The following is a 17,556-nucleotide window of genomic DNA, read 5'->3' on the forward strand; positions in this document are numbered from 1 at the left end:
TCTATGAATAAATACACAGAAATGATAAATTCGTAAATGGACATAACATGAGGTAATTTTCTTAGTCGAAATCTAAATTGTGTTATGTCCTTTTTATTTCAAGAGTTTAGAAAGTTGAGATTCGCGTAACTATTTTATGAATTTATAGTGAATATATAGGAAAATAGTCGGGTCAGTACCAGCTTTTGGTTCAATCTTGACGACAATTCCATTACAATTATCGGGTTTTGAAATTCATGCCTAGATATACAATTAATTAGAGGACGTATCTGTGAGCAAAGAGACTATCATCGCCCTACACGCAGAGCACCAAGGTCGCTGGAAAAACCGTGAAGAAATCGCGGAACGTATGATTGCTTTACTCGGTCAGTTGTACCGTGAAAAAAATATCATGGTTTCAGTTTTTGGTCGTTCTTTAGTTAACCGTTCTGTGATTCAAATTTTGAAAGCACACCGTCGTACTCGTATGATGGACGTAGAACTTTCAGTTGTTCACACTTTCCCATTGCTTGAAGCTTTGGCTAAAGTAGACAACATCGGTTCAGCAGAAATCGACTTAGGTAAACTTGCAGTTGAATATAAAGAAAAAGGCGGCGATGTAAATGCATTTGTTGCAGACGCTGTGAAATCTTTAGCGGGCAATCCAACAACTGTAGAAAGCAAAGATGTTGTACTTTACGGTTTTGGTCGTATTGGTCGTATCCTTGCGCGTTTAATCATTGGTCAATCTGGTCTTGGCCGTGGCTTAAACCTTAAAGCAATTGTGGTACGTAAATCGTCTGATGGTGATTTAGAAAAACGTGCGTCTTTATTGCGTCGTGACTCTATTCACGATCCATTTGCAGGCACGATTTCTGTAGATGAAGAAAATGAAGCAATTATCGCAAATGGTAACTTCATTAAAGTGATCTATGCGTCTAACCCATCTGAAGTAGACTATACGGCTTATGGCATCAACAATGCATTGGTGATTGACAACACAGGTAAATGGCGTGATGCAGAAGGTCTTGCACAACACCTTCAATGCCCAGGTGCTGCACGCGTAATTTTAACTGCACCTGGTAAAGGTGACATGAAAAACGTGGTTTACGGTGTTAACCAAGCTGACATTCTTGATGAAGATACCATCATTTCTGCGGCAAGCTGTACAACAAACGCGATTACACCAACTTTAAAAGTGTTGCATGACAAGTATACCGTTGTGAATGGTCACGTTGAAACTGTTCACTCATTCACTAACGACCAAAACTTGATTGATAACTATCACAAGGCAGATCGTCGTGGTCGTGCAGCAACATTAAACATGGTTATTACCGAAACAGGTGCAGCAAAAGCAGTGGCGAAAGCATTGCCTGCATTACAAGGTAAATTAACAGGTAACTCTGTACGTGTTCCAACGCCAAACGTATCACTTGCAATCTTGAACTTAACGCTTGAGAAAGAAGTAGATCGCGAAGAAGTGAACGAATACATTCGTCAAATTTCAATTCACTCTAATCTTCAAGGTCAAATTGGTTATACCAACTCGACTGAAGTGGTTTCAAGTGACTTCATTGGTTCGCGTACTGCAGGTGTATTTGATGCGCAAGCAACCATTACTTCAGGCAACCGTTTAACTGCTTACGTTTGGTATGACAACGAAGTGGGTTATAGCTGCCAAGTATTGCGTATTGCTGAACAAATGGGCGGCGTAAGCTATCCTAAAGTTCCTGCTGAAACAAATGCATAATTTGTAGATACAGAATTTAAAATCAAAAAGAGCTTCAAATGAAGCTCTTTTTTTTGCATTTATTTCATTCTTAAATATAAGGATGAGTGTTGAAATTTCCACCTAATACGCTATCCTAAACTTACCAAAATAAAGTCTATGCTAAAAAGTAAGTAGATTTGATTTTGCTTTCAAGCTTTCAAAGCCTGAACAATAGAAATAACAGAAGGATACCGTTATGCAATATGCAACCAGTCACTTACTCGGGCAAGTCCTTGCTAAAGATTGTCCATCACGGATTCGTTTAGAACATTTAGCCAATAAATGGTCAATGTTGGTGTTGCATTGTTTAAGCGAAGGTTTGCACCGCTTTAGTGAGCTAAGACAGCGCATTGAAGGGGTGAGTGAAAAAATGCTGGCGCAAACCCTGAAAACTCTTGAGCAAGATGGGTTAATTTTACGTACAGTTTACCCAACGGTGCCGCCTAAAGTGGAATATCAACTCACTTTTGAAGGCTCACAAATTGCAGCAAGAGTGAATCAACTGATTGAGTATTTAGAACAGCATTTGCCTGAAACTTCACAGCAATCTTCTCACTAATGGATTACTCATCTTTTAGGGAAGTCGCTGTAGATGTTCCTACTCCAAAGCACATTCTGGATGATTAAATAGTGCGTCGATGTGAAAAATCATAACGATCAATCAGCAAAATCCCGATGGCAAATACCAAAATACTGACAACACAACCCATCCAGCCCCGGTGTTGCCATGCGTAGACCGCCGTCAGTGAACCAAGTGCTGCACCTGAAAAATAAATAGTCATATATACCGCATTAATGCGGGAACGTGCGGTGGCATCAATTCGGTACACCAAGTTTTGATTCAATACGTGAAAAGCAGTTAGACCAAAATAACTCATCAATACGCCAACGGCATAAGCCACAATATTCTGCTGTGCAAAAAAGAGTGGAATGCAAGAAAACAACATCAAGCCAATACATAATATTGCGACAAAATTCTCACGACCTTTGCCGACCGTTTTACCCGACCAACTTGACGAGAAAATTCCAATCACACCCAATAAACCAAAAAGCCCAATTTGAAAATCACTAAAATAATAAGGCGGATTGGCTAAAACAAAAGTCATGGAAGTAAAAACCAAGGACAAAATGGCAAAGCCCAAAGCGCCCGCGCATGCTCTACGAATTAAATGTGGTTGGGTTATAGCCAACTGAATTAAAGAACGATAAATGCCTGCCACAGTCAAATTTTTATTGGCAGCTGTAGAGGGAAGTTTTGTCCACATTAAGCCTGCAAAAAGTAGGGTGATGATGCCGCTGCTGAAATAGACAGCTTCCCAAGACCAATAGGTCGATACAAAACCCGCGAAAGTGCGCGATAAAATAATCCCCATTACCAAGCCACTCATCAATTTGCCGACAATGGCAGCACTCGATTCAGGTGGACTGATGCTAGATGCAAATGGAATAAGCACTTGTGCAGAAATCGCACCAAAAGTGGCACATACGGTAAAGAAATACAGCATGGCTAAATTGCTGCTAAAAGACAGCAAAATTTGCGAAAACGCAGCAAAAACCATCAGACTGACAATCAATTTACGCTTATTTAGCAAGTCACCTAAAGGCACGAGTAACATTAAACCTAGTCCATAGCCTATTTGTGCCAAAACCACAGCAAAGCCTGCCTGACTGGTGCTAATTCCTAAACTTTTTTCAATTGAATAAATTAAAGGCTGATTAAAATATGCCGATCCCGCACACAAGCCACAGGCGGTTGCTATGAGTAAAATAAATTTAGGCGATAAAGCAGGCGTGGTTGTGGTGGCAACAGCATTAGACATGGCGGCAGAAAGCAAACAAGGGTTAAAGCACTATAAGAACTTAGATGAGGAAGGAGAAATAAGAAAAAACGATCATATCATTGCTAAAAGAAATGAGTGTTTTGAACAATCAAGGATAAAAAGCATCTACGCATACGATTGCATAAATATAATTCGAGAAACTCTCTAAAATATGGCAGAATATACGGCTTTTAAAGTTTTAGAGGATTGGCAAGATGCGCTTTGTTGATGAAGCAGTCATTACCGTAGAGGCTGGCGACGGTGGCAATGGCGTAGCCAGTTTTCGCCGAGAGAAATTTGTACCATTTGGTGGGCCAGATGGCGGTGATGGTGGTCGTGGCGGCAGTATTTTTATTCAAGCCGACGACAACGCAAGCACCCTTGTAGATTATCGTTATACCCGTAAATTTCGCGCTGAACGTGGTAAAAACGGTTCGGGCGCAAACTGTGCAGGTCGTGGTGGTGAATCTGTCGTTTTGACCGTTCCAGTGGGCACAACCATTGTTGATACAGACTCTGGCGATATTATTGCAGATTTAGTCGAAAGCGGTCAGAAAGTATTGGTCGCTCAAGGCGGTGATGGTGGTTTAGGGAATACTCACTTTAAATCATCTACCAACCGTACACCGCGTAAATTCACGCATGGTACGAAAGGTGGGTTTCGTGAAATCCGTCTGGAGTTGAAAGTCCTTGCCGATGTAGGCTTGCTAGGCATGCCAAACGCGGGTAAATCGACCTTTATTCGTGCCGTGTCTGCGGCAAAACCAAAAGTTGCTGACTATCCATTTACCACCATGGTGCCAAATTTAGGCGTGGTGGATGCAGATCGTCATCGTTCTTTTGTCATGGCAGATATTCCAGGACTAATTGAAGGTGCAGCAGAAGGCGCAGGTTTGGGGATTCGCTTCCTGAAACACTTGGCGCGTACTCGTATTTTACTGCACATTGTGGATGTTCAACCTATTGATGGTTCTGATCCTGCGTACAATGCCAAAGCAATTCTGCAAGAGTTGGAAAAATTCTCTCCAACTTTGGCAAAGTTACCAATCGTGTTGGTGTTGAATAAACTTGATCAACTTCCTGAAGATTCACGTGAAGAATGGTGTAAACACATTCTTGAAGAATTGCAGTGGGATGGTCCTGTGTTCAAAACTTCAGGCTTAATGTCTGAAGGTACACAGCAAGTGGTGTATTACTTGATGGATCAAATTGAGCAACAACGTGAACGCGAAGTTGAAGATCCTGAGTACGCAGCAGAAATGAAAGCATTCCGTGATCAGCTGGAAGCTGAAACACGTGAACAAACCATTGCCGCGAAAGAAGCGTATCGTGAGATGCGCCGTCAGCAACGTCTTGCAGGTATGTTGGGCGATGACGACGAAGACGATGATGGTGAAGATGGCGAAGTAGAAGTGTACTACGTACGCTAAGCGCTACAAAAAGTGACTGAGGACAAGATGATAGAAGTGGTAGATGGGCAACGTCAGCTCAAGGGTTGTAAACGAATCGTTGTTAAAATCGGATCATCTTTACTCACAGCCAATGGGCAAGGTTTAGATTTGGATGCAATCTCGCATTGGGCGGGACAAATTGCAGATCTACACAATGCTGGACACGAAATTATTTTAGTGTCATCGGGAGCTGTGGCTGAAGGTATGGTGCGAATGAAACTTGAGCATCGACCCACCGATCTACCCAGTCTTCAGGCATGCGCTGCCATTGGTCAAATGGGCTTGATTCAAACTTGGTCAAGTGTGCTGGAAAAACACCAGATTCAAACTGCACAAGTCCTATTAACCCATGATGATTTGGCAGATCGTCGTCGTTATTTAAACTCGTGCGATGCATTGCAAAACCTGATTGAATGGCGCGTGATACCAGTCATTAATGAAAATGACACAGTGTCTACTGACGAAATTCGCTTTGGTGATAACGACACTTTGGCTGCGATGGTGGCAGGGCAGGTACATGCAGATTTGTTGATTATTTTGACCGATCAGCAAGGCATGTTTGACTCCGACCCACGTTCTAATCCAAACGCAAAACTGTTCCATACTGTACGTGCTTTGGATGAAAGTCTGTTTGATATGGCGGGTGGTGGCGGCAAGTTTGGGCGCGGTGGCATGCTGACCAAAGTCCGTGCAGCGCGTTTGGCGGCTAAATCGGGTTGTCCAACTTTAATTGCCAGTGGTGAAAGTGACAATGTGCTTGCGCGTTTAATGGCGGGCGAAATGTTGGGTACACTGTTCATTACTGACAATGACCGTATTGCAGCGCATCAACAGTGGTTGGCGGCACATTTACAAACGGCAGGACGTTTGGTGATTGATGATGGCGCAGTCAAAGCCATTAAAGAAAATCATCGCAGTTTATTGCCTGTGGGTGTAAAAGCGGTAGAAGGGCATTTTGAACGTGGCGATGTGGTGGAGTGTGTAGATACACAAGGTCATCGTGTCGCTGTGGGACGTGTTAATTTTAGTTCACGTTCTGCAGATTTGGTCAAAGGCTTGGCTTCAGACAAAGTGCATCAGGTGTTAGGCGAGGCACGTTCGTTGGAGATGATCCATCGCAATCACATAGCGATTTATTGATGATGCTGTAAGTTATCATTCAATTGAAGTTATTAAAAAACCCGCTTGGAATATCTAAGCGGGTTTTTTATTACTTAAACAACGCATGTCATGCTTCAAGTTTATTTAAACTGAATCGTTCCATTTGCATTGACTGTAATTTTAGATTCACCTGCTGCCATATCTTGATCAGCTACAGCCGTTTCTGCGACAGCAAATTTAGCCATACTCGCGCGCATAACAGGTTGCGGAAAATAAGAATTGGTGTTTAGGTTCAAATTAACCAAGTTATAGCCCGATTTATTCCAAGCCTGACTTAACATTTGCGCACGTTGTTGAAAGTTTTTAGACGCTTCGACCATCAACTCGTTTTCAACTTTTTTGCGTTGTGCATCCGACACGCTAAAATTAATTGATTGGGTCTGAAAGTTTTGTTGTAGCTCACTCACCAACTGGCTTGCGGCTTTAAAATCGGTGCTTTGCACACGTACTTCTGCACGACCACGCCATTCTTTTAACTTACGACTGTCATTGTCGTAAATTGGATAGGTGGTTTGTGAGCCCGTTTCAACTTTCACTTGTGGATACTTACGTGCAGTTGCAATGGCTTGGCTCATTAACTGGTTAATTTGTGATGCAAGTTCAGCAGGCTGTTTGTGACTTTTTTCAATATATAACACAGCGTGCATTTGATCATTTGAAACTTCGCGTGTAGCTTCGGCTTGAACATTGACGATATTGTAATTTAAAGATTCATTTTGTTGGGCAAAAGCAGTGCTTGCAGCACCAACAGCCAACAGGGTAGCAGCGAGAGAAAGTAAGCGCATATTTTGACCTATTATTCAGGGGATCAGGATTTATGAAAAGCGTTTGAATTGATTTAAATAGTAACTTTGCTTTGTGAGGATTTTTAGTTGAATTTGTGGTGGCTTTGTAAAATATGCGTTAAAAATTGCAGCAAAAAAGCATTTATAAAATTCAATAAAAATAATGATCTATACTATTTTGAAAATAAATGCTGCATGACTTGAGAGATTGTGCAAAAAAACGTATAAAGGAAGTGGAAAGAGTTAAATTTTCTTTCCTTTGTCACAATGTAAGATGATAATTCAATCGAATCATCTGCAAGATATGTTTTTTCGATGAAATTAGGCAATATTTGGGTTAAACCTGTTTATTTTCTAGAAAAATTAGGTATTATCCCGCTTCCTAGTCTTGAAGAACAAAACTCTATCTCGCTAGATCAAAAAAGCACCGAGTCAAAGGACCGCAAGTCACCAGACTTATTTCTTTCAACCCATATCAGAGATGGTAATTCGATATGAGCGTTACTTCTGTAAACCCTGCCAACCATTCCACAAACGAATACTACTTGACTCGCCAAAGTCAGATGGAATCGAATGTGCGTAGTTATCCTCGTAAATTACCGTTAGCGATAGCGAAAGCACTGGGTTGTTGGGTTACCGATGTTGAAGGTACTGAGTACCTAGATTGTTTGGCTGGGGCAGGAACCTTGGCATTGGGCCATAACCATCCTGCGGTGGTTCAAAGCATCCAAGACACTTTAGCGAGTGGTTTGCCATTACATACCCTAGATTTAACGACACCTTTGAAAGATGCTTTTACTGAAGCGTTACTTTCACACATGCCTGGTGGTCAAGAAGAATACTGCTTGCAGTTCTGTGGTCCTACAGGTGCAGATGGCACAGAAGCGGCAATCAAACTTGCAAAAACCTATACAGGTCGTAGCTCAGTCATCAGCTTCTCAGGTGGCTATCATGGTATGACTCATGGTTCATTGGCGATGACAGGTAACTTGTCTGCAAAAAACGCAGTCAATGGTTTAATGCCTGGTGTTCAATTTATGCCATATCCGCATGAATACCGCTGCCCACTTGGTATTGGCGGTGAAGCGGGTGTAGATGCTTTAACGTATTATTTTGAAAACTTCATTGAAGATGTAGAAAGCGGTGTAACTAAGCCTGCAGCTGTGATTCTTGAAGCAATTCAAGGTGAAGGCGGTGTAGTGACTGCACCAATTAAATGGTTGAAAAAAATCCGCGAAGTGACTGAAAAGCACAACATCGTTTTAATTTTAGACGAAGTTCAAGCGGGCTTTGCACGTTCAGGCAAAATGTTTGCATTTGAACATGCAGGTATTGAGCCAGACGTGATTGTAATGTCTAAAGCTGTTGGTGGTGGTTTGCCATTGGCTGTACTTGCAATTAAACGTAAGTTTGACGCATGGCAGCCTGCAGGTCACACGGGTACTTTCCGTGGTAACCAATTGGCAATGGGTACTGGTCTTGTGGTGCTTAAAACCATTAAAGAACAAAACCTTGCACAAAATGCGCAAGAGCGTGGTGAGTTCTTACAAGCTGAATTGAAAAAATTAGCTGTTGAATTCCCATGTATTGGTAACGTGCGTGGTCGCGGTTTAATGATTGGTATCGAAATTGTAGATGAACGCCAAGAAAAAGACCGTTTAGGTGCTTATCCAGCAGATTCTCAATTGGCTGCTGCTGTTCAAGCTGCATGTTTTGACAACAAATTGTTGCTTGAGAAAGGTGGTCGTGGTGGTACGGTAATCCGTTTACTTTGCCCACTAATCATTACTCAAGAAGAGTGTGTAGAAGTCATCGCTCGCTTCAAGAAAGCAGTTGCTGAAGCGTTAGTCGCAGTTCGAGGCGCATAAGTTTATGGTAGATTTTGCAGAACATCGTAAAGCGTTACTCTGCAATGATGCTCAATCCATTGCTGACTACAGTGCAGCAATGGAACAAGCGACTCAAGCAGTCGCGGCATGGTTGCAAAATGACAAAATGTACACAGGCGGCAGCATTAAAGAATTGCGTGAAGCGATTGCTTTCCAGCCGTCTAAACAGGGTTTAGGTGTACAAAAGTCATTGGAACGCATGGTAGAGCTTTTCTTAAACAAAAGTTTAAAAGTTCATCATCCACATTCTTTGGCACATTTGCATTGCCCAACCATGGTGGCAAGCCAAATTGCAGAAGTGTTAATTAATGCAACCAACCAATCTATGGATTCATGGGATCAAAGCCCTGCAGGTTCATTGATGGAAGTACAGCTAATTGACTGGTTACGTCAAAAAGTTGGCTATGGCGCAGGTCAGGCAGGTGTGTTCACATCAGGTGGTACACAGTCCAACCTAATGGGTGTGTTGTTGGCACGTGACGCTTGTATTGCGAAAAACTGGAAAGATGAAAACGGTAATCCGTGGTCTGTTCAGCGTGATGGTGTACCAAGCGATGCAATGCGCAACGTAAAAGTCATTTGTTCTGAAAATGCACACTTCTCTGTGCAAAAGAACATGGCGATGATGGGTATGGGCTTCCAGTCGGTTGTTACTGTACCTGTGAATGAAAATGCACAAATGGATGTGGTTGCACTTGAGCAAACCATGGCACATTTAAAAGCAGAAGGTAAGATTGTTGCCTGTGTGGTTGCAACTGCGGGTACAACCGATGCTGGTGCGATTGATCCACTTAGAAAGATTCGTGACATCACCAATCAATATGGCGCATGGATGCACATTGACGCGGCCTGGGGTGGGGCATTAATTCTTTCTAACAGTCATCGTGACATGCTTGATGGTATTGAGTTATCAGACTCTGTAACACTGGATTTCCATAAGCATTATTTCCAAACAATCTCGTGTGGTGCGTTTTTGCTAAAAGATGAAGCGAACTATCGTTTCATGCACTATGAAGCAGAATATTTGAACTCTGCGTATGATGAAGAACATGGTGTACCAAACCTTGTGTCTAAGTCATTACAAACGACACGTCGTTTTGATGCATTGAAGCTTTGGATGACTATTGAAGCTTTAGGTGAAGAGCTTTACGGTTCAATGATTGACCATGGTGTGACCTTAACTCGTGATGTTGCTGACTATATTAAAGCAACGGCAGGTTTAGAATTGTTGGTTGAACCACAATTTGCTTCAGTGTTGTTCCGTGTTGTGCCTGAAGGTTATCCTGCAGAGTTCTTGGATAGCTTGAACCAAAACGTGGCAGATGAATTATTTGCACGTGGTGAGGCCAATATTGGTGTAACTAAAGTCGGTAATGTTCAATCATTGAAGATGACGACTTTAAGTCCAGTGGCAACACTTGAAAACGTGAAAAACTTGTTAGGCCTAGTATTGGCAGAAGCAGATCGCATTAAAGATGCGATTGTCGCGGGTACTTATACGCCACCAATCGACTAATGCTTTCATTATTCAGATTGTTATGAAATACAACAAAAGAAGTCACTACGGTGGCTTTTTTTGTGTCTGATTAAAAATATTGCAGTGAAGTGTTGTACCGTTCTTGCTTGAGTTTTGTGATGGATTGGGTGTTTTGGGCTCAAATAATGCACTGCGGATGTCATAAAAATTACGCAATTGGCGAATAAACCATCAATTTTGGTAGAAAAAACCATAAATAATGATGACATTGGCATGAATTATTACAATTTGAAATTTAAATACTGAAAAAAAATAAGCACTCTAGTGTTTTATTAGTTATTGATTTTAAATCATTTAAAAATTATTTCAGATACGAAAAGCAAATATAACCAAAGCGTAACAAAGCTGTAACATGGTTGTCATATTATAAAACCACAATGCAGTTATCGAAATAAGTACAAAACTTAATAACAAGTGACGTACTCCGAACTTGCATACTATGAGAGAGAACAGAATGCGCTTTACTAACATCGCCATTGCTTTAGCCGTATCTGCAGCAGCTGTAACAACTGCTAACGCAGCTCGTGACACCATCCAAATCGCGGGTTCTTCAACCGTTCTACCATACGCAAGTATTGTAGCAGAAGAATTTGGTAATACTTTCCCACAATTCAAAACTCCAGTTGTTGGTTCAGGCGGTTCTTCAGGTGGTTTGAAGCAGTTCTGTACAGGTGTGGGTGATAACACAATCGACATCGCGAACTCATCTCGTAAAATTAAAGATTCAGAATTAGCTGCTTGTAAAAAAGCAGGCGTAAACCAAGTTTTAGAAATTAAAATTGGTTACGACGGTATCGTATTTGCTTCTAACGCAAACAAAGCGGCTTACAAATTAAAGCCTTACCATGTATATGCAGCAATTGCAGCTCAATTACCATCTAAAGGTAAAATGGTTGCTAACCCATATACACGTTGGAACCAAATTGACAAAACACTTCCAAACGAGCCTATTACACTTGTAATTCCAGCGTCTAACCACGGTACACGTGAAGTGTTCCAAGAAAAAATGGTTGATGCAGGCTGTGAAGCGTACTCAGCAATTAAAGCTTTAGACAAAGATGCGAAGAAAAAAGCGTGTACATCTTTCCGTAAAGATGGTCGTGTAATTGAAATTGCGGGTGACTACACAGAAACATTGGCTCGCTTGAAAACTTCTCCAAGCGCAGTAGGTGTATTTGGTTTAGGCTTCTATGACCAAAACCGTGACCGTTTACGTGTTGCAACTGTAAACAACGTAGCACCGTCTGAAAACACAATCTTAAATGGTTCTTACCCTGTATCACGTCCATTGTTCTTCTACGTGAAAGGTGAGCACCTTAAATCAATCAAAGGCTTACCAGAGTTTACTGAATACTTCTTGAGCAAAAAAGTATCTGGTAAAGGTTCTAAGTTAGACAAAGCAGGCTTAATTTCTATGTCTGACAAAGAGCGTGCACAAGTTCTTGCTAACTTCAAAGCTGGTAAAGCGGTTAAGTAATTTGAGTTAAAGCAGCTGATGGCAGGGAACAACCTGCCATCGGCTTTTTGCTAAGAAATGTTTTTTCAAAAACGAAATTGAAAAAACAGTGGAGAATACATGAATCTGCTACTCATAGGTGTGTTATTGGCCATTATCGCCATAGCCTATCAAATCGGGTTAAGCAAGAGCCGTAACCTAGCAGGTAAGGGAAATAACTCTGCAATGTTACATTCACGCCCAGGATATTATGGCGCGTTGGTAGCATTATGGTGTGGTATCCCTGCTTTTTTAATTTTGATTGTTTGGAACTTGGTTGAACCAAGTATTCTAGAGCAAGTGGTGTTAAATAATGTGCCTGCGCACATTGCTGCTGGTCTAGATCCTGCAAGTACCAGTGTTTTGGTTGATCGTGTACAAGCGATTGCTTCTGGTTTTGGTGTAAGTGATACACCAGCTGCTTATGAAATTGCAGCAGCAGAGCAATTGTCTAAAGTAGCAACGATTGGTTCATACGCTAAACTTGCGGTTGTTATTTGTGCGGCTTTATTTGGTCTGGTGTGGGCAAAGAAACGTGTTTCACAACAATTCCGCGCACGTAACCAAGTTGAAAAAATCATCAACATTTCTTTGGCATTATGTTCTGGTGTCGCGATTCTGACTACAGTCGGTATTGTGATGTCTATGTTCAGTGAAGCAATGCGATTCTTTAGTTTCGTTAGCCCACTGGATTTCTTCTTTGGTACTGTCTGGAACCCAGGTTTTAGTACATCGGGTAGTGCAGACGGCAGTTATGGTTTATTGCCATTGCTGTGGGGTACCTTAATGGTCAGTGGTATTGCCTTACTTGTTGCAGTACCAATTGGCTTAATGATTGCAATTTATCTAGCAGAATATGCATCTCCTAAATTCCGTGCTTGGGCAAAACCAACCATTGAAGTTTTAGCGGGTATTCCAACGATTGTATATGGTGTATTTGCCATGATGATCATTGGTCCGTTCTTAAAAACTGCAGGTGCCTTAATTGGACTCGATATTAATGCCACTAGTGCATTAACTGCAGGTCTGGTCATGGGTATTATGATCATTCCATTTGTATCTTCATTGTCTGATGACATTATTACGCAAGTGCCGCGTGCGCTACGTGATGGTTCTTTAGGCTTGGGTGCAACCAAATCTGAAACCATTCGCCGTGTGGTTATGCCAGCTGCATTACCAGGGGTGATTGGTGCATTCTTACTTGCTGCATCACGTGCAATTGGTGAAACCATGATTGTGGTGTTGGCTGCAGGTAATAGTCCTTTACTACACGCAAACCCATTAGAAGCGGTATCTACGGTTACGATTACGATTGTGAACCAATTAACAGGTGATACAGATTTCGCAAGTCCGCAGGCATTGGTTGCTTTCGCACTTGGTTTGACCCTGTTCGTGATTACCTTAGGTTTGAACATTGTTGCACTATACATTGTGCGTAAATATCGTGAGCAATACGACTAATGAGTACTTCAAATACATCGTCTTTGGATCAGTTAGATCCACAAGCTGCTGCCGAATTACGTGAACAACGTAAAAAAACCATCGCCAGTTCATTGGGTAAGCGTCATCGTAAGGAAAAAACCTTCCGTTTGATGGGGTTCTCGGCAGTTATTGCAGGTTTATTCTTTGTCGTATTGTTATTCGGCAGTATCTTATCTAAAGGTTTGCCTGCGTTCTGGCAAAGCAGCATGAGCCTTCCAATTTACTTCGATCCAGCGATTGTCAATGCAGGTCCAAAACCTAAGGCGATTGCAGGCGAGTCACCAGCACAATACGAAGACCGTATGATTGCGTGGCAAACCGAAATGGGTATGGTCGATTGGGATGCTTTAATCGTGAATGGTATTGTGGCGAAAGACAAAGCGCTAGAAGCTAAGCGTGATGATCTTGGTTACTTATATACCAGTTCTGAAGCATACCGTCTTCGTGACATGGTCTTGGCAGATCCTTCTTTAATTGGCCAAACCAAAGAAGTGAAAGTGCTTGCAGATGCCAACGTCGATGTATGGCTAGAAGGCAAGATTGACCGTAGCCTGCCAGATGAGCAGCAACAGTTAAGCCCTGAAGTACGTCAATTGGCAGACAAGTTAGAGTCACAAGGCATTATTGAAAGTACATTCAATACCAATATTTTTGTTAGCCCAGACTCACGTAGTTCTCCTGCAACATCTGGTTTGGCGGGTGCATTCATGGGTTCTTTATTCATGATGCTAATTGTGATCTTTATTTCGATTCCAATTGGTGTGGCATCGGCAATTTACTTAGAAGAATTTGCGCCAAAAAATGCCATTACTGATATTATTGAAGTGAACATTAACAACTTGGCTGCTGTACCTTCTATTGTGTTCGGTTTGTTAGGTGCTGCCATCTTTATTGGTTGGATGCACTTACCATTGTCTGCACCGTTGGTGGGTGGTTTAGTGTTAAGTTTAATGACTTTACCAACAGTGATTATTACCACGCGTGCATCATTAAAAGCAGTGCCGCCGTCTATTCGTCAAGCTGCTTTAGGTTTGGGTGCTTCTCGTTTACAAACAGTGTTCCACCACGTACTCCCACTTGCATTGCCGGGTATTTTAACGGGTGCAATTATTGGTGTCGCACAAGCTTTAGGTGAAACCGCACCATTGTTATTAATTGGTATGAGTGCTTTCGTTGCCAGTGTACCAGCAACTCCACTTGATCAATCTACTGCGTTACCTGTGCAAATTTTCTTATGGCAGGGTAATGAATTGCGTAACTTCTTCGAGGGACGTACCGCTGCAGCCATTATCGTACTACTTGCGCTAATGATTGGCTTAAACAGCCTTGCAATTTGGTTACGTAAGAAGTTTGAAGTACGCTGGTAATTGAGGGTAGAGAATATGAATACTGTAGTAAGCACAGAAAAACCGAATTCCTTAGAACAGGATAAGCAAGTGAATCCACAACAAAGCCAATTTACATCTACCGATGTAGAACAGAAGCAATCATCGACTTCGTTTGTTTCACAATTTGATACGCAAACTTCAAGCAAAAAAGAAGCGAAATCATCAAATGTAAAGTTAAGCACCAATGACGTGCATGTGTATTATGGTGAGTCTGAAGCCATCAAAGGTATTGATTTAAATATCTATGAAAATGAAGTGATTGCATTTATTGGTCCATCGGGTTGTGGTAAATCGACTTTCTTGCGTACTTTAAACCGTATGAACGACACGATTGATAGCTGTCGTGTGACGGGTAAAGTAATGTTGGATAACCAAGACATTTATGACCCGAACCTTGACGTGGTGTTATTGCGTGCGCAAGTGGGCATGGTGTTCCAGAAGCCAAACCCATTCCCGAAATCAATTTTTGAAAACGTGGCTTATGGTCCTAAATTGCATGGTTTAGCACGTGATAAGTACGATTTAGAAGAAATTGTAGAAAACAGCTTGCGTAAGGCAGGTTTGTGGGATGAAGTGAAAGATCGTTTGAATCAACCAGGTACAGGTCTTTCTGGTGGTCAGCAACAACGTCTTTGTATCGCGCGTACCATTGCGGTAAGTCCAGAAGTAATTTTGATGGATGAACCATGTTCGGCGCTTGACCCAATCGCAACTGCAAAAGTAGAAGAATTAATTTCTGAACTTTCTACCCAATATACGATTGCGATTGTAACGCACTCAATGCAACAGGCAGCGCGTGTATCTGACCGTACCGCATACTTCCATTTGGGTGATTTGATTGAAGTGAATGCGACTGAAAAAGTATTTACTCAGCCAGACCATCAATTAACAGAAGCGTATATTACAGGGCGTTTTGGTTAATCTGCTTAAGTCCTGAAAGCTATTAAAACAGAATCTTAGGATTCTGTTTTTTTTGTTATAGTATTGATTGTTTTGTACGCGCAGCGAAAATAAAAAATGCAGTTTCCTTCACAAGAAGAACGACAACAGGCAAAACCAGCACGCCAAGCCACGAAAAAAATAATCGATGCCTTGTTTGGATTTCAACATAGTGCAGAGACGATAGCAGCACTTTTGGTTTTGCTGAGTATTTTATTGGCAACGTTTTTTAACCATGATGGGTGGTTTCCAACTTCTCAAAGCCCCAATATGAGCAATTATCATCGTTGGTTGTATGATCAATTTGTGATAGTTTCAGGTGTGATAGTGCTTGTTGTTTATTTTAGGGTACAGCAGCAAGCAAGTGATCCCCATTTTCGGCAGGCTTGGCGAGACTATATTGATGCCAATGCTAAATTTAAGTTTTATCGCTATGTAAAAGCACAACAAAAAAATAAGTTACCGTTCTTGCACAGTGCAGTAGGTGAATTTCTTTGCGTAATGTGTTTCTGCGTAGGTTTAGTGTGTTTCTATTCAATGCTTACACCTTCAGATCATGAGCGTAGAGGTAGTTTTCTACTGTTTGGTTGGTGGCCGATCAACGCACTTATTATTGGGATTTGCTATCAGGGGCAAATTTGGTTTGCTGTACGTTTAATGGCTGTTCGGCAGATTTCTAAACGATATTTACGATTGATTCAAAAAGAAGCTGCTTTAAGATAGAAAAAGTATTGAAAAAGTCTAAATTGACCTAATGTAGTCCTAATAAACCGAATTAAATTGAGAACTCATTTTTATGTTATTTCATTTACCTAAACTACCTGCCGAAATTCGGATTAGTCATTTGAATGCGCGAATTAATGAACAACGAAAAAAAATTGCGCAAACCACGGCATCTAAACTCGAGCTATTACAACTTTCACAACAAATGGCACGTGAAGCGCGCGCCCGTAAAAAGAACAATCAAAAAATTTATGTGTTGGATTTTAAAGGTGATACTGCTGCGTCTGCTGTAGAGCAATTGCGTGAAGAAATCACCCTAATTTTGGCAACGGCCAAAGCTGGACGTGACCGTGTTGTGGTACGTTTGGAAAGTCCAGGCGGTATGGTGCATGGTTATGGGCTTGCAGCTGCACAATTGGTACGTTTGCGTGATGCAGGTTTCCATCTCACGATTTGCGTCGATAAAGTCGCAGCAAGTGGTGGCTATATGATGGCATGTATTGGTTCAGAAATTGTGTCAGCGCCATTTGCGATTTTGGGTTCTATTGGCGTAGTGGCACAAGTGCCTAACTTTAATCGCTTGCTCAAAGAAAAAAATATAGATTTTGAGATGTACACAGCAGGTCAATACAAACGCACTGTGACCATGTTTGGTGAAAATACCGAAGAAGGCAAGGCTAAGTTTGAAGAAGAATTGCAACAAACTCATGTACTATTTAAACACTTTGTCGAAAAATACCGTCCACAACTGAATGTTGAAAAAGTGGCAACAGGTGAGCATTGGTATGGTCAGGATGCACTGGATTTAAACTTGGTAGATAAGTTACAAACCTCAGATGAATACTTACTAAGTTTGTTGCCACAGCATGATATTTATGTGATTCAAACCCGTAAAAAGCCAACTTTGGGTGAAAAACTGGGTTTGCAAGCTGCACAAATGGCAGACAGTTTGATTCCTGCAGTGATGAATAAACTGGTTGATAGCCTAAGCAAAGCCAACAGCAGTTTGTTGCAAATCCGTGATCCTAAACTGTAATAGTGATGATCTAACTTCTAAAATTTATCTAAAAATTGCGCTCAATTGAGCGCAATTTTTTTATTCACTTTTATTCAAAAATATAGGGTCTTTGATTTAA

At 41.4% G+C, this 17,556-nt stretch carries 15 protein-coding genes; 13 read left to right on the forward strand and 2 right to left on the reverse strand.

Annotated features, from left to right (window positions below):
- The first annotated feature begins 271 nt into the window (after positions 1 to 271).
- Positions 272 to 1,729: a glyceraldehyde-3-phosphate dehydrogenase gene (locus tag FTU71_RS12745; RefSeq protein ID WP_180112053.1), complete on the forward strand. Its 1,458-nt coding sequence runs from the start codon at positions 272 to 274 to the stop codon at positions 1,727 to 1,729.
- Positions 1,730 to 1,946: 217 nt separating this feature from the next.
- Positions 1,947 to 2,309: a helix-turn-helix domain-containing protein gene (locus tag FTU71_RS12750; RefSeq protein WP_004971692.1), complete on the forward strand. Its 363-nt coding sequence runs from the start codon at positions 1,947 to 1,949 to the stop codon at positions 2,307 to 2,309.
- Between the two features lie 64 nt (positions 2,310 to 2,373).
- On the opposite strand, the gene FTU71_RS12755 is transcribed toward FTU71_RS12750, so the two are convergent.
- On the reverse strand, positions 2,374 to 3,570 hold the full coding sequence (locus FTU71_RS12755; RefSeq protein WP_167845911.1) for an MFS transporter: 1,197 nt from the start codon (positions 3,568 to 3,570) through the stop codon (positions 2,374 to 2,376).
- Between FTU71_RS12755 and FTU71_RS12760 the strand changes: the two genes are divergently transcribed.
- The 3 genes from FTU71_RS12760 to proB are packed head-to-tail and all read left to right on the forward strand — an operon-like array spanning position 3,551 to position 6,161.
- A complete protein-coding gene (locus FTU71_RS12760; protein WP_180112054.1) occupies positions 3,551 to 3,739 on the forward strand; it encodes a hypothetical protein in 189 nt (62 codons plus the stop codon). The genes FTU71_RS12755 and FTU71_RS12760 overlap by 20 nt on opposite strands.
- Positions 3,740 to 3,785: 46 nt before the next feature.
- Positions 3,786 to 5,000 (forward strand): Obg family GTPase CgtA, encoded by a 1,215-nt coding sequence (cgtA, locus tag FTU71_RS12765; RefSeq protein WP_179988339.1) that lies wholly within the window; start codon positions 3,786 to 3,788, stop codon positions 4,998 to 5,000.
- Positions 5,001 to 5,027: 27 nt separating this feature from the next.
- A complete protein-coding gene (gene proB / locus FTU71_RS12770) occupies positions 5,028 to 6,161 on the forward strand; it encodes a glutamate 5-kinase (RefSeq protein ID WP_004971685.1) in 1,134 nt (377 codons plus the stop codon).
- Between the two features lie 101 nt (positions 6,162 to 6,262).
- Here proB and FTU71_RS12775 read toward each other — a convergent pair whose 3' ends face one another.
- Positions 6,263 to 6,967, reverse strand: a complete 705-nt coding sequence (locus FTU71_RS12775) for an SIMPL domain-containing protein (protein WP_096901090.1) — start codon at positions 6,965 to 6,967, stop codon at positions 6,263 to 6,265.
- A 494-nt stretch (positions 6,968 to 7,461) separates the two neighbouring features.
- Here FTU71_RS12775 and FTU71_RS12780 point away from each other — a divergent pair, with 494 nt between their 5' ends.
- From FTU71_RS12780 to sohB, 8 genes are all read left to right on the forward strand, one after another.
- A complete protein-coding gene (locus FTU71_RS12780; protein ID WP_004971681.1) occupies positions 7,462 to 8,835 on the forward strand; it encodes a diaminobutyrate--2-oxoglutarate transaminase in 1,374 nt (457 codons plus the stop codon).
- A 4-nt stretch (positions 8,836 to 8,839) separates the two neighbouring features.
- Positions 8,840 to 10,372: an aspartate aminotransferase family protein gene (locus FTU71_RS12785; protein ID WP_179993895.1), complete on the forward strand. Its 1,533-nt coding sequence runs from the start codon at positions 8,840 to 8,842 to the stop codon at positions 10,370 to 10,372.
- Positions 10,373 to 10,847: 475 nt separating this feature from the next.
- Entirely contained in the window at positions 10,848 to 11,870 is a 1,023-nt protein-coding gene (locus FTU71_RS12790; protein WP_179993896.1) for a substrate-binding domain-containing protein, read from the forward strand.
- Positions 11,871 to 11,969: 99 nt separating this feature from the next.
- Positions 11,970 to 13,349, forward strand: a complete 1,380-nt coding sequence (gene pstC, locus FTU71_RS12795) for a phosphate ABC transporter permease subunit PstC (RefSeq protein ID WP_019837665.1) — start codon at positions 11,970 to 11,972, stop codon at positions 13,347 to 13,349.
- Entirely contained in the window at positions 13,349 to 14,737 is a 1,389-nt protein-coding gene (pstA, locus tag FTU71_RS12800) for a phosphate ABC transporter permease PstA (protein ID WP_180112055.1), read from the forward strand. Before pstC ends, pstA begins: the two co-directional genes overlap by 1 nt.
- 15 nt (positions 14,738 to 14,752) lie before the next feature.
- Positions 14,753 to 15,679, forward strand: a complete 927-nt coding sequence (gene pstB / locus FTU71_RS12805; RefSeq protein WP_154320875.1) for a phosphate ABC transporter ATP-binding protein PstB — start codon at positions 14,753 to 14,755, stop codon at positions 15,677 to 15,679.
- Positions 15,680 to 15,775: 96 nt separating this feature from the next.
- Complete coding sequence (locus FTU71_RS12810) at positions 15,776 to 16,420, forward strand: hypothetical protein (RefSeq protein ID WP_004971669.1); 645 nt, start codon at positions 15,776 to 15,778, stop codon at positions 16,418 to 16,420.
- 73 nt (positions 16,421 to 16,493) lie between these two features.
- Positions 16,494 to 17,456: a protease SohB gene (gene sohB / locus FTU71_RS12815; protein ID WP_004971667.1), complete on the forward strand. Its 963-nt coding sequence runs from the start codon at positions 16,494 to 16,496 to the stop codon at positions 17,454 to 17,456.
- Positions 17,457 to 17,556 lie beyond the last annotated feature (100 nt).

This window comes from Acinetobacter sp. YH12136 (assembly GCF_013418545.1).
Classification (GTDB): Bacteria; Pseudomonadota; Gammaproteobacteria; order Pseudomonadales; family Moraxellaceae; genus Acinetobacter; species Acinetobacter towneri.

Bases quoted from the DNA above. Each gene is read 5' to 3' on its own strand.
- FTU71_RS12750 (WP_004971692.1), top strand. From the start codon at position 1,947: ATGCAATATGCAACCAGTCACTTACTCGGGCAAGTCCTTGCTAAAGAT.
- FTU71_RS12755 (WP_167845911.1), bottom strand. From the start codon at position 3,570: ATGTCTAATGCTGTTGCCACCACAACCACGCCTGCTTTATCGCCTAAA.
- cgtA (WP_179988339.1), top strand. From the start codon at position 3,786: ATGCGCTTTGTTGATGAAGCAGTCATTACCGTAGAGGCTGGCGACGGT.
- proB (WP_004971685.1), top strand. From the start codon at position 5,028: ATGATAGAAGTGGTAGATGGGCAACGTCAGCTCAAGGGTTGTAAACGA.
- FTU71_RS12775 (WP_096901090.1), bottom strand. From the start codon at position 6,967: ATGCGCTTACTTTCTCTCGCTGCTACCCTGTTGGCTGTTGGTGCTGCA.
- FTU71_RS12780 (WP_004971681.1), top strand. From the start codon at position 7,462: ATGAGCGTTACTTCTGTAAACCCTGCCAACCATTCCACAAACGAATAC.
- FTU71_RS12785 (WP_179993895.1), top strand. From the start codon at position 8,840: ATGGTAGATTTTGCAGAACATCGTAAAGCGTTACTCTGCAATGATGCT.
- FTU71_RS12790 (WP_179993896.1), top strand. From the start codon at position 10,848: ATGCGCTTTACTAACATCGCCATTGCTTTAGCCGTATCTGCAGCAGCT.
- pstC (WP_019837665.1), top strand. From the start codon at position 11,970: ATGAATCTGCTACTCATAGGTGTGTTATTGGCCATTATCGCCATAGCC.
- pstA (WP_180112055.1), top strand. From the start codon at position 13,349: ATGAGTACTTCAAATACATCGTCTTTGGATCAGTTAGATCCACAAGCT.
- pstB (WP_154320875.1), top strand. From the start codon at position 14,753: ATGAATACTGTAGTAAGCACAGAAAAACCGAATTCCTTAGAACAGGAT.
- FTU71_RS12810 (WP_004971669.1), top strand. From the start codon at position 15,776: ATGCAGTTTCCTTCACAAGAAGAACGACAACAGGCAAAACCAGCACGC.
- sohB (WP_004971667.1), top strand. From the start codon at position 16,494: ATGTTATTTCATTTACCTAAACTACCTGCCGAAATTCGGATTAGTCAT.